This is a genomic window from Pseudomonas sp. RW10S2 (assembly GCF_014268985.1).
GTDB lineage: Bacteria > Pseudomonadota > Gammaproteobacteria > Pseudomonadales > Pseudomonadaceae > Aquipseudomonas > Aquipseudomonas wayambapalatensis.
The window spans coordinates 54,239-65,712 of sequence record NZ_JABWRO010000010.1; the positions used below are offsets into that span (position 1 = coordinate 54,239).

Consider the following 11,474-nt stretch of genomic DNA (forward strand, 5'->3'; position numbering starts at 1 on the left):
TGCCCCATGACCACCTTCCAACGTTTCCCCTCCCAGGCGCCGGCCGCCACTGTGGAGGCCTTGAAGACGCGCATCGATGCGCTGCTGCCAGACATCGCCGCCGGTGCGGCCGAGCGCGAGCGTGAGCGCCAGTTGCCGTTCGAAGCCATCGCCCGGCTGGCTGCGGCCGGGCTCTACACCGTGCGCATCCCGACCCGCTATGGTGGGCCCGGTGGCACGGTGAGCGATGTCATCGAATTGCTGCTGAAGATCGCCTCGGCCGACTCCAACGTTGCCCAGGCCCTGCGCCCGGGTTTCGCCTTTGTCGAGGGCCTGCTGGTGTCGGGCGCAGACGATGCCGAACAGGAGCGCGAGCGCTGGTTTGCGCGCTACCTGCAAGGTGCGGTGATCGGCAATGCAGGCTGGGAACTGGGCGGCGCCAATGGTGCCATCGCTGCGCGGCTGGTCCGCGAGGGTGACCACTATCGCGCCAATGGCAGCAAGTTCTACAGCACCGGGGCGCTGTTCGCCGACTATGTCAGCGCGGTGGCGCTGGATGAGGACGAGCAACCGGTGTCGTTCATCCTTCCGCGTGACCGCGACGGCCTGGAGCTGGTCGATGATTTCGATGCCATGGGCCAGCGCCTGACCGCCAGCGGCACCACGCACCTGCGCAATGTGCGGGTGGAGGCGCGCGAACTGCGCACGCGTACCGTGGAGGAGGGCAAGCGCACGCTGGTGACGCCGTTCCTGCAACTGTTCCTGGGCACCGTGCTGGCCGGGATCGCCCGCAATGCGCTGGACGACGCCACCCGTTTCGCCCGCGAGCATGCCCGGCCGATCAAGCACAGTACGGCCAGTCGTTCGGTGGACGATCCCTATGTTGAACTGAGCGTGGGCGATATCGCGGCGCGCGCCTATGGCGCCGAGGCGCTGGTGCTGAAGGCGGCCGCCACGATCGACCGGGCCTGGGCGGCGCAGTCGGACGAGGCGGCGGTGGAGCAGGCCGCGCTCGAAGTCGCGCAGGCCCAGTACCTGGTGGCGGAGCTTGCGCTCAAGGCGGCCGAGACAGTGTTCGACGTGGGAGGCGCGTCGACCACCGGGCGTGCGCACAATCTCGACCGCCATTGGCGCAACGCCCGCACCGTGGCCAACCACAATCCACGGCAGTGGAAGGCGGCGGTGGTGGGTGCCTGGCTGCTCAAGGGCACCCGCCCACCGGTGTCCGGCTTGTTCTAGAACTTCACATCCATCGCCACCTCGAAGGTACGCGGTGCGCCCATGTAGTACTGCTGCCCATAGGCCTGCTTGGCATACACCTCATCGGTCAGGTTGCGTACACGGCCGGTGAGGGTGGTGTGCTCGTCCAGGCGATAGCGGGCGAAGGCGCCGAACAGGGTGTAGGCGGGGGCCTTGAGGCTGTTGGCGTTGTCGGCGTAGACCGAATCGACGTAGCGGGCTTCCACGCCGGCCGACCAGTCACGGGTGAAGGCATAGGTCAGCCACAGGTTGGCGACATTGGCTGGCACGTTCACCGGTGCATTGCCCTTGCGTGACACCGACACACCACCTACCGCCTCGTTGAACTCATCGTAACGGGCATCGACATAGGCGTAGTTGGCCTCGGCCAACAGCCTGGGCGTGACCTGCAGGCGCCCGGACAGCTCGATACCGCGCGAGGTCTGCTGACCCGCCTGGACCGTCAGGTTGGGGTCGTTGGAGTCACGCACCGCGAAATCCTTGCGCACGATCTGGTAGACCGCCACGGTGGCGGCGCCGCGTCCGTCGAGGAAGTCGAACTTGCTACCGGCCTCCCACTGCTCGCCCTTGGACAGGTCGAACAACCCGACGTTGGAATAGGTCGCCGATGCCAGCGAGCCGGCCGGCAGGTCGGCGGAGTTGCTGTACTGCAGGTAGACGCTGGCTGTCGGGGTCAGTTCGTAGGTCAGGCCGATGCGCCCGGACAGCGGCTCCCAGCGGCGCTCGAAATAGGCCGGCGAACTGGGGCTGACCGGGCCGTAGTTGGTGACCTGCATGTCCAGGTAGTCGTAGCGCAGGGCCGTCAGCAGCGCCAGGCGGTCGGTCAGTTCCAGGCGATTCTCGGCGAACAGCGCGCGGTTGAGCACCTCGTTGCGTCGCTGTTTGGTCAGGCCGCGATTGACGCCGGGAATGTCGTAGAAACTGCCGGGATCGAAGTGATCCGGATCGACCACGTCGCTGTAGCTGCCCGAGGTCGGGTACAGAGTCTGGTGCATGCTCGACCAGTCCAGCCCCAGCGACCACTGGCTGCTCAGGCCGAACAGGCTGTTGTCGTGGCGCAGCTCGACACGATCGCCGATCACGCTCTGCTGGTGGCGTTGCAGGTAGGGGCTGGAGCGCACCACGTTGCCGTCGCTGTTGTAGCGGTAGCCTTCGAGGTTGCGGTAATCACGCTGGGCATCGTAGTGGTAGAGGGTGTTCTGCACGCTGGTAGTGTCGCTCACCTGGTAATCGAGGATCGAACGCAGCCAGCGTACACGCTGCTCGTAGCGCCCGTCGGCGACGTTGTAGTTTTCGAAGCGGCGGCGCTTGTCGATCTTCAGGGTGCTGCGCCCCGGCAGGATGGGCGAGCCCCAGTAGGGGCTGTCCTCTTTGTCTTCCTGGTACTCCAGCGCCAAGGTGTGGGTGAGGTTGGGCGAGAGGTCGCTGAGCAACGAGAAGGCCAGGCTGTCGGTGTTGCGCTGGTTGCGGTCAATGTAGCCATTACCCTGGCTGTGGCTGAAGTCCAGGCGTGCGAAGTGGCGGGCATCGGCGGGGTTCTCGGCCAGGGCCTGGTTGATGCCGAAGGCGACTTCCGAGTCGTCGTAGCTGCCGTAGCGGATGCGCCCATCGAGGGTTTGCGCGTCGCGGCTGGCGAGCTTGGTGATGTAGTTGATCGAGCCCCCACGGCGCCGGCGCCATGCAGGAACGACGACGGGCCGCCGATCAGTTCGACCCGATCCAGCACCCACGCATCCACCGGGCGGGTGGCGCTGCTGTAGCCCAGGTTGATGCCGTTGTAGAGCTGGGTCACCTGGTTCTGGGTGAAGCCTCGGTAGGCGACGAAGCCGCCGTAGCCGGGGTTGGCCGAGGCATTGACGCCGGTCATGGCGTTGATCACGTCCTGACTGTCCTTGGCGTCACGCTGCTCGATCACCCGGCGGTCCGAGACGCTGACCGAAGCCGGTGTCTGCCGTGCCGTGAGGCCCAGGCGCGAGCCGGTGCGAATCGGTTCGTCCAGTTGCACGCCAGAGGGCGACTGCTGTTCGGCGTCGATGGTGGTGGCGTCGAGTTGCACGGGGGCGACGTCGGCCCAAGCACAGGTGCAGGTGGCGCCCATCAGGAGCACCAGAGAAGTGTTGCGGATCATGTTGTAGTGATTTCCACGCAAAGGTCATGGCTGACCCACGGGCACGGGCGTGCCCGCCTGGGGTCAGGCGAAGGTCGCTGCTGCGGGGAGGTCGGACGGGGAGGCGCGGGGCGGGATGGCGGGGCGCAGATAGCGTGGGGGCGGCTGCGCCCAGCTGCGCACGATGATCGGCGAGGGTTGCCCGCCATGCGCCGCAGGGAATGACCAGAGACTGCCACTCAGTGGCACGGCCAGCGCAAAGGAGGAGCACACCGGGCAATCGAGCTGGGCCATGTGCTGGTCGCTGCTGCTGTCGCCCAGGTCGATGGCCGGGCCTTTGCCGGTACTGTCGAGGGCGCAGAAACCACCGTCCAGGCCCGACAGACGCAGGCCGCTCATCTGGCCGTGGTGCAGGCCACAGAGCAACAGGCTGAACAGCACGCTGGCATAGAGCGTCCAGGCGGTCAGCGAACGTGTCCGACGGGTGGTTTTCATGGCCGCGAATCTACCATTCGGATGGCGGGGAGGGTGGCGGTCGTGGTGTGGTCGATTGTCGCAACGTCGTCTGGCGAAATTCGCGCTGCCCTTTATCGCAGTATCTGGCACAGACCCGATGCCCATGAGCACCGAAACCGGGCTCACACCCGCTCTCCAGTTGTGCGTGCCGCCCTATCCCGGAGCGCAGGCCGAAGAATTTCATTTTCGTTCATCTGCGTAGTTGGCCCGCAACCTGCTATATCAGTTCAGCAGTTTCAGACAAGCGGTCATTGCGTACCCCATCGTAGGTAAACGCGACAGATCAGCCAAAAATGAGCAACACCACGGATTTCAGGGGCTGCAGGATGTCGTCCGCGCAACAAATCGAACAACCTGGGAGCGATTCCGGCTGGAGTGCACACCTGCAATTGCGCTTCGTCAAACGCGGGGATACGACTCGTCTTGGTGCACGAAAGCATTTCGGCCCTCTTTTGGTGCAGCGCCCTTTTTATCCCGAAGGCGCGCCGTGCCATGTCTACATCCTTCATCCCCCAGGTGGCGTCGTCGCCGGTGACCGGCTCGAGCTCGATATCCACCTGGAACCTGGCAGCCACGCGCTGCTGACCATGCCTGGCGCGAGCAAGTTCTACCGCAGCATCGGCCCGACCGCGCACCTGGCGCAGCGCTTCCACCTGGCGGCCGACAGCTCGCTGGAGTGGCTGCCCCACGACAGCATCTTCTTCGATGGCGCTCGCGCCCGGCTCGACAGCCGTTTCACCCTCGAACCCGGCGCCCGCCTGCTGGCCTGGGAAACCCTGTGCCTGGGGCGTCCGGTGATGAGCGAGCGCTTCGATCATGGCGCCCTCGACAGCCGACTGCGCGTCGAGCTGCCGGACGACCCGGGGCTCCACGAGCGCCTGCGCATAGAAGGCGGGCACCTGGAAAAACTCGGCGGTTATCCGCTGGTCGCGACGTTCTGCGCCGCACCTGCCGATACGGCCCTGCTCGAGCAGGTACGCCAGCTGCTCGACGACGTGGAAACCCCGGCTGGCGCGACCCTGCTCGGGCCGTTGCTGGTGATTCGCCTGCTCGATAACGACAACCAACACGTGCAACGCACCCTGCAGCGCCTCTGGCATCTGTTGCGCCCGGCCGTACTGGGCCTGGCGCCGAGCCCGCCGCGCATCTGGGCCACCTGAGAGAGCCTCCCATGGAGCTGACCCCGAGAGAGAAAGACAAACTGCTGCTGTTCACCGCCGCGCTGGTTGCCGAGCGCCGCCTGGCCCGTGGACTGAAGCTCAACTACCCCGAAGCGGTGGCGCTGATCAGCGCTGCGGTGATGGAGGGCGCGCGGGACGGCCGCACGGTGGCCGAGCTGATGAGCCTGGGCCGCGAGGTGCTCAGCCGTGACCAGGTCATGGACGGTGTGCCTGAGCTGATCCCGGACGTCCAGGTGGAAGCGACCTTCCCCGATGGCACCAAGCTTGTGACGGTCCACGAACCTATCGTCTGACGCTGCCCAGGAGGCATTCATGATTCCCGGAGAAATCCAGGTCGCCCCAGGCGACATCGAGCTCAATGTCGGCCGCGAAACGGTCAGCGTCAGCGTTGCCAATCATGGCGACCGCCCGGTGCAGGTCGGCTCGCACTACCACTTCTACGAAGCCAACGACGCGCTGGTGTTCGAGCGCGAGCCGACCCGAGGCTTTCGCCTGGACATCCCCGCCGGCACCGCCGTGCGTTTCGAGCCTGGCCAGTCACGTACCGTGCAGTTGGTGGCCTACGCCGGCAAGCGCGAAGTCTATGGCTTCCAGGGCAAGGTGATGGGCGCGCTGGAGGACAAGGCATGAGCCGTATTTCCCGTCGGGCCTACGCCGACATGTTCGGCCCCACCGTCGGCGACCGCGTGCGCCTGGCCGATACGGCGCTGTGGGTCGAAGTCGAGAAGGACTTCACGATCTATGGCGAGGAGGTCAAGTTCGGTGGTGGCAAGGTCATTCGCGATGGCATGGGGCAGGGCCAGATGTTGGCCGCCGAAGCCGTGGACCTGGTGCTGACCAATGCGCTGATCATCGATCATTGGGGGATCGTCAAGGCCGACATCGGCGTGAGAGGGGGGCGTATCGTCGCCATCGGCAAGGCGGGCAACCCGGACATTCAACCTGGCGTCACCATTGCGGTCGGTGCGTCGACAGAAGTGATCGCGGCCGAGGGCAAGATCGTCACGGCAGGCGGCATCGACTCCCATATTCATTTCATCTCCCCGCAGCAGGTGGATGAGGCCCTGACCAGCGGCGTCACTACCTTCATCGGCGGCGGCACCGGTCCGGCGACCGGTACCAACGCCACCACCTGTACGCCGGGGCCTTGGTACCTGGCGCGCATGCTCCAGGCTGCCGACAGCTTGCCGATCAACATCGGCTTTCTCGGCAAGGGCAACGTCTCCAAGCCCGAACCGCTGCGCGAGCAGATCGCGGCCGGTGCCATGGGCATGAAATTGCACGAAGACTGGGGTTCGACGCCGGCGGCCATCGATTGCTGCATGAGCGTGGCCGAAGAGATGGACATCCAGGTCGCGATCCACAGCGATACGCTCAACGAATCCGGCTGCATCGAGGACACCCTGGCAGCGATTGGCGATCGCACCATCCACACCTTCCATACCGAAGGGGCGGGCGGTGGTCATGCGCCGGACATCATTCGCGCGGCGGGGCAGGCCAACGTGCTGCCGTCCTCGACCAACCCGACGTTGCCCTACACCATCAACACCGTGGATGAGCACCTGGACATGCTCATGGTCTGCCACCACCTGGACCCGAGCATTGCCGAAGACGTGGCCTTTGCCGAGTCGCGTATCCGCCGCGAGACCATCGCCGCCGAGGACATCCTCCACGACATGGGCGCGTTCTCCATGACCTCGTCCGATTCCCAGGCCATGGGCCGGGTCGGCGAAGTGGTGCTGCGGACCTGGCAGGTGGCTCACCAGATGAAGGTGCGCCGCGGCCCCCTGGCGCCGGACAGCAGCTACAGCGACAACTTCCGGGTCAAGCGCTACATCGCCAAGTACACCATCAATCCGGCGCTGAGCCATGGCATCGCCCATGAGGTCGGCTCGGTGGAGGTGGGCAAGCTGGCCGACTTGGTGGTCTGGTCGCCCGCGTTCTTCGGTGTCAAGCCGTCGGCGGTGATCAAGGCCGGTTTGATCGTCACGGCGCCCATGGGCGATATCAACGGCTCGATCCCGACCCCGCAGCCGGTGCATTACCGCCCAATGTACGCAAGCTTCGGTGCGGCGCGCCACGCCACGCGCATGACCTTCCTGCCCCAGGCCGCCATGGACCGTGGGCTGGCCGAGGAACTGGGGCTGCGCAGCCTGATCGGGGTCACCCGCGGCTGTCGCCGGGTACGCAAGGCCGACATGGTGCACAACGGCCTGCAGCCGTTGATCGAGGTCGATGCCCAAACTTACCAGGTGCGCGCCGATGGCGAGTTGCTGGTGTGCGAACCGGCCAGCGAACTGCCACTGGCCCAGCGTTATTTCCTGTTCTGAAGGAGCAAGCATGATTGTCCTGACCCGCCGTGTCGCCGAGGCTGCCTCGGTCAGCGGCACTGTCACCCTGGATGTGGACAGCCGAATCAAGAGCCGCCTGCGCGTGACCCTCGACGATGGCCGCGAAGCCGGTCTGATGCTCGAACGCGGCCACCTGCTGCGCGGTGGCGAACTGCTCGCCGATGCCGATGGCCTGCACGTGGTGCAGGTGCTGGCAGCACCGGAGCGCGTTTCCACGGTGCGCTGCGCCGATCCGTTGCGGCTGGCGCGTGCGGCCTACCATCTGGGCAATCGCCATGTGCCGTTGCAGATCGAGGCCGGCCTTTTGCGCTACCAGCATGATCATGTGCTGGACGAAATGGTGCGCGGCCTCGGTCTTGAGGTGCTGATCGAGCAGGCACCGTTCGAGCCGGAGGCTGGCGCCTACCAGAGTGCTGCTCACGGGCACGCCCACAATCATCCCTTCGTTCGCCTGTAAACACGTTCCGAACTGCCTTGGAGCACACAATGAAAAAAGCCCTTGCCCTCGCTTTACTGATGATCGCCTTGCCAGCCTTCGCTCACCCCGGCCACGACAACAACCCGCTGCAGGACGGTTTGCTGCACCCGCTGACGGGCCTGGACCACCTGCTCATGCTGCTGGGTACCGGCGTGCTGGCCGCACTGACCCGACGCAACCTGAGCTTGCCCCTGGCCACGCTTTCGGCGATGTTCGGCGGCGCGGTGCTGGGGCATCTGTTCGGCGACCTGGTCGGAGTCGAGACCATGATCTCTATCTCACTGGTGGTGGCCGCCTGCGCCATGCTGCTGCCTAATCGCCAGGTACTGCTGGCCCTGGCCATGCCGGTGTTCGCCCTGTTCCATGGCTGGGCCCACGGCGTTGAAGCAACGCCCAGCGCGTTCTGGATGTTCAGCGCAGGCTTCGTCACCGTCAGTGCGCTGCTGCTGGTGCTCGGGTTCGGCGTGGGCTGCCTGCTGCGTCGCCACAGCAAGTTGCAGAAGCTGTTCGGTGGCGGCTTGCTGGCCGGTGCCGCGTTCGTGCTGGCCGGCTGATGAGCAGCGACCTGGCGCTGTTGCGCCTGCTGCAACTGGCAAGCCCGGGCCTGCCGGTGGGTGGCTTCACCTATTCGCAAGGCCTGGAGTGGGCCGTCGAGGCGGGCTGGGTGCGTGACACGGCCGGCTTTTGTGCCTGGCAGCGTGAGCAGTTGCACGACACCCTGGGTTGTCTTGACTGGCCATTGCTGGCGCGCCTCTACCGGGCATGCCAGGGCGATGATGCCGAGGCCTTCGCACGCTGGACCCAGTTTCTGCTGGCCAACCGCGAGACGGCTGAGCTGCGGCTGGAAGAACGCCAGCGAGGTAGCGCCCTGGCGCGGCTGCTCGATGGCTGGCAACTGGCCCAGGCGCCAGCCTGGCGTGAGAGCATCGAACTCTCCCAGCTCGGCGGCGTGGCCTGGCTGGGCGCGCATTGGTCGATTCCGCTGCGCGACCTGGCCCTTGGTCATGGCTTCGCCTGGCTGGAAGGCGCCGTCATGGCCGGGGTCAAGCTGGTGCCTTTCGGCCAACAGGCGGCCCAGACCTTGCTGCGCGACTTGGGCGCCGAGCTGCCCGCCGTGCTCGACCAGGCCCTGACCCTGGAGGATGACGAACTGGGCGGCGGCCTGCCGCTGCTGGCCATTGCCTCGTCACGCCACGAAACCCAATACACCCGTTTGTTCCGTTCCTGAGGATTGCCAACATGCAAAGCTATCAGCAACCCCTGCGCGTCGGTGTCGGCGGCCCGGTCGGCTCCGGCAAGACCGCGCTGCTCGAGGCCCTGTGCAAGGCCATGCGTGACCATTACCACATCGCCGTGGTGACCAACGACATCTACACCAAGGAGGACCAGCGCATCCTCACCGAGGCCGGTGCTCTGGAGCCTGAGCGCATCGTCGGCGTCGAGACTGGCGGCTGCCCGCACACCGCAATCCGCGAGGATGCCTCGATGAACCTGGCGGCGGTCGAGGCGTTGGCGCGCAAGTTCGGCAACCTGGAGGTGATCTTCGTGGAGAGCGGTGGCGACAACCTCAGTGCCACGTTCAGCCCGGAGTTGGCCGACCTGACCATCTATGTGATCGACGTCGCCGAAGGCGAGAAGATCCCGCGCAAGGGCGGGCCGGGCATCACCAAGTCGGATTTCCTGGTGATCAACAAGACCGACCTTGCACCTTATGTCGGTGCGTCGCTGGAGGTGATGGAGCGCGACACCAACCGCATGCGTCCCGAGCGGCCCTGGACGTTCAGCAATCTGAAGAAGGGGGAGGGGTTGCAGGCGGTGATCGATTTCATCGTCGATCGCGGGATGTTGGGGGTGAGGGGGTAAGCCTTCTCTGAGCTTTACTCGGCCCTGTGGCAGCGGCGGTTTGCCGCGCCCACAGGTCCTTCGTCAGGCCGCGATCTTCGAAGGATCGCCCTGCAGCAACCAGCGGTTGCGCTGCGATTGCAGCAGCCCCTCGAGCAGCGACACACCGCGATCGCGTTGGGCGATGCGGTCCTGCTCGAACGCATCCTTGAGCAAGCTCAGCACGTTGCGCGACTGGGTCACGGCCTTGGGCGTGGTCACGTCGCTTTTCAGGTCGCCATCGACATAGGTGAGGATCCGCTCTTTCTGGCTCGCCTGCTGGGTCGCGCTGGCCTCAACCAGCTGGCCTTTGTCATAGGCCAGGCGGGTGGTGCTGCTGGCCTGGTCGTCGATCAGGTGGTAGCTGTAGTTCTGCGACTCGCGGTCGCTGCCCAGTATCAGGTTGGTCAACGGATTGAGGCCGCGGTGGAACGAGGCAGTGAGCTTGCTCTGCTGGTTCTGCTCCACCGAGCGGTCCTGCATGCCACGGCTCTTGACCGTGGTGCTCTGCGAGGCGCTGAAGGTGAAACTGTCGGTTTCGTCCTGGCGCATCGGGTTGCTTCTGCGCGTGGTTTCGCTGATCGATGCGCTGAAGTCGGCCAGGCCGCTGAGCAGGGCGCGGTCCTTGTCGTTCAGGGCGGATGGGCTTTGCACCGCAGGTTGGCGATTGTCGTCGATGCTGTTGAGCTGGGTGAACGCGGTCTTGAACAGGTTCATCAGGTTCTCGTCGCCACGACCGCGGCGCTGGGCGGCGTCGAACTGGGTCAGGTAGTTGTCGATCGCCGCCTTGCGCTGCGCCGACTTGCCCAGCAGCTCGGCGTCCTGGGTGTCCAGACTCAGTTGCACCTGGCCGGAAGGGCCCTGCAGGCTGAGGCTGCGCGCCTTGTCATCGAGGCTCAGGGAGAAGGTCTGCTCGCCGCTCAGGGATTGGAACTTGCTGCTCATCTGCAAGGCGCTGAACAGCTTCGGATCGAGCTTGACCAGTGCGCCGAGCTTGAGCTGGGGTGGCACCTCGTTGAGGCCGTCGATGGTGGATTGGAAGGCGTCGGCGAGGTTGCCCAGGCCCTTGAGTTCTTCGGCGCTGAGCGAGCCGCCTTCGACTTCGGCGCTCACCGCCAGGCCCTTCTCGCTACTGGCCAGCGACAAGCGGATGGTCGCGCCGGAAGCGGTGGTCAGGCTGAAGGTGACGCCGCTGTCGGGATTCTCGCGCAGGCGCTGCTGCTGCAGCTTGAGCACGCCAGGGTCGATCGGAGAGTCGTCGCTGAAGGCGAACACCGACTGCGAGATGTTCTTGCCGCCGTTCTGTGCAAGCTGCTCGATCAAGGCCGCACCAATGCCTTTGAAGCGGCCTGCGCTGCTGGACGACTGGAAGGCTGTCTGCAGTGTGGTGGCGAGCTTGTCCTGGCTGTCGTTTTCCCAGACATAGCGGACCTGGCCTGGCAGCAGCCCCTGGCGCGAGTAGGTCTCGGAATCGCTGATGGTGTTGTTCTGGCCGAGAATCACACTGGTGCTCGGGACTGCCGAGGCACTGGCGATGCCGGTCGGGTTGCTGGCGCTGGTCGGAGCTGGTTGCGGGGCAGTCAGGACCGGGGCCAGGCGCTGTGCTGCTGTTATCGGATTCATTAGCGTCCTGCCGAATTGAGGTGCGGGTACGTCAGTGATATCGGCAGGCCAGCACCCAACATTAGAAAATCCCGCAAACGAAACGGGGCCCCCCCCAC

At 65.5% G+C, this 11,474-nt stretch carries 11 protein-coding genes and 1 pseudogene; 9 read left to right on the top strand and 3 right to left on the bottom strand.

From position 1 onward, the window contains the following. Positions 1 to 6 precede the first annotated feature (6 nt). Positions 7 to 1,218 carry an acyl-CoA dehydrogenase family protein gene (locus HU729_RS04170; RefSeq protein ID WP_186708529.1) on the top strand — a complete coding sequence of 404 codons (1,212 nt, stop codon included), beginning with the start codon at positions 7 to 9 and terminating at the stop codon, positions 1,216 to 1,218. Here HU729_RS04170 and HU729_RS04175 read toward each other — a convergent pair. Further along, positions 1,215 to 3,367 (bottom strand): annotated as a pseudogene (locus tag HU729_RS04175) (TonB-dependent receptor). The gene HU729_RS04170 and the pseudogene HU729_RS04175 sit on opposite strands and share 4 nt — an antisense overlap. Positions 3,368 to 3,430: 63 nt before the next feature. Beyond that, a complete protein-coding gene (locus tag HU729_RS04180) occupies positions 3,431 to 3,841 on the bottom strand; it encodes a DUF2946 family protein (RefSeq protein WP_186708530.1) in 411 nt (136 codons plus the stop codon). Positions 3,842 to 4,188: 347 nt separating this feature from the next. Between HU729_RS04180 and HU729_RS04185 the strand changes: the two genes are divergently transcribed. Genes HU729_RS04185 through ureG form a run of 8 tightly spaced genes read left to right on the top strand, consistent with a single transcriptional unit; the run spans position 4,189 to position 9,735 of the window. After that, a complete protein-coding gene (locus HU729_RS04185; RefSeq protein WP_186665093.1) occupies positions 4,189 to 5,022 on the top strand; it encodes an urease accessory protein UreD in 834 nt (277 codons plus the stop codon). A gap of 11 nt (positions 5,023 to 5,033) precedes the next feature. Beyond that, positions 5,034 to 5,336 (top strand): urease subunit gamma, encoded by a 303-nt coding sequence (locus tag HU729_RS04190; protein ID WP_186665091.1) that lies wholly within the window; start codon positions 5,034 to 5,036, stop codon positions 5,334 to 5,336. A gap of 19 nt (positions 5,337 to 5,355) precedes the next feature. Beyond that, positions 5,356 to 5,673 carry an urease subunit beta gene (locus HU729_RS04195; RefSeq protein ID WP_186665089.1) on the top strand — a complete coding sequence of 106 codons (318 nt, stop codon included), beginning with the start codon at positions 5,356 to 5,358 and terminating at the stop codon, positions 5,671 to 5,673. Beyond that, positions 5,670 to 7,373 (top strand): urease subunit alpha, encoded by a 1,704-nt coding sequence (gene ureC, locus HU729_RS04200; RefSeq protein ID WP_186708531.1) that lies wholly within the window; start codon positions 5,670 to 5,672, stop codon positions 7,371 to 7,373. Before HU729_RS04195 ends, ureC begins: the two co-directional genes overlap by 4 nt. 10 nt (positions 7,374 to 7,383) lie before the next feature. Continuing rightward, a complete protein-coding gene (gene ureE, locus HU729_RS04205; protein ID WP_186708532.1) occupies positions 7,384 to 7,851 on the top strand; it encodes an urease accessory protein UreE in 468 nt (155 codons plus the stop codon). Between the two features lie 29 nt (positions 7,852 to 7,880). Further along, entirely contained in the window at positions 7,881 to 8,426 is a 546-nt protein-coding gene (locus HU729_RS04210; protein ID WP_186708533.1) for a HupE/UreJ family protein, read from the top strand. Continuing rightward, positions 8,426 to 9,100: an urease accessory protein UreF gene (locus HU729_RS04215; RefSeq protein WP_186708535.1), complete on the top strand. Its 675-nt coding sequence runs from the start codon at positions 8,426 to 8,428 to the stop codon at positions 9,098 to 9,100. The genes HU729_RS04210 and HU729_RS04215 overlap by 1 nt, the downstream gene beginning before the upstream one ends. Positions 9,101 to 9,111: 11 nt before the next feature. Further along, entirely contained in the window at positions 9,112 to 9,735 is a 624-nt protein-coding gene (gene ureG / locus HU729_RS04220) for an urease accessory protein UreG (RefSeq protein ID WP_186665077.1), read from the top strand. Between the two features lie 63 nt (positions 9,736 to 9,798). Here ureG and HU729_RS04225 read toward each other — a convergent pair whose 3' ends face one another. Then, positions 9,799 to 11,376 (bottom strand): hypothetical protein, encoded by a 1,578-nt coding sequence (locus HU729_RS04225; RefSeq protein WP_186708537.1) that lies wholly within the window; start codon positions 11,374 to 11,376, stop codon positions 9,799 to 9,801. Positions 11,377 to 11,474 lie beyond the last annotated feature (98 nt).

Bases quoted from the DNA above. Each gene is read 5' to 3' on its own strand.
- ureC (WP_186708531.1), top strand. From the start codon at position 5,670: ATGAGCCGTATTTCCCGTCGGGCCTACGCCGACATGTTCGGCCCCACC.
- HU729_RS04180 (WP_186708530.1), bottom strand. From the start codon at position 3,841: ATGAAAACCACCCGTCGGACACGTTCGCTGACCGCCTGGACGCTCTAT.
- ureE (WP_186708532.1), top strand. From the start codon at position 7,384: ATGATTGTCCTGACCCGCCGTGTCGCCGAGGCTGCCTCGGTCAGCGGC.
- ureG (WP_186665077.1), top strand. From the start codon at position 9,112: ATGCAAAGCTATCAGCAACCCCTGCGCGTCGGTGTCGGCGGCCCGGTC.
- HU729_RS04210 (WP_186708533.1), top strand. From the start codon at position 7,881: ATGAAAAAAGCCCTTGCCCTCGCTTTACTGATGATCGCCTTGCCAGCC.
- HU729_RS04185 (WP_186665093.1), top strand. From the start codon at position 4,189: ATGTCGTCCGCGCAACAAATCGAACAACCTGGGAGCGATTCCGGCTGG.
- HU729_RS04195 (WP_186665089.1), top strand. From the start codon at position 5,356: ATGATTCCCGGAGAAATCCAGGTCGCCCCAGGCGACATCGAGCTCAAT.
- HU729_RS04190 (WP_186665091.1), top strand. From the start codon at position 5,034: ATGGAGCTGACCCCGAGAGAGAAAGACAAACTGCTGCTGTTCACCGCC.
- HU729_RS04215 (WP_186708535.1), top strand. From the start codon at position 8,426: ATGAGCAGCGACCTGGCGCTGTTGCGCCTGCTGCAACTGGCAAGCCCG.
- HU729_RS04170 (WP_186708529.1), top strand. From the start codon at position 7: ATGACCACCTTCCAACGTTTCCCCTCCCAGGCGCCGGCCGCCACTGTG.
- HU729_RS04225 (WP_186708537.1), bottom strand. From the start codon at position 11,376: ATGAATCCGATAACAGCAGCACAGCGCCTGGCCCCGGTCCTGACTGCC.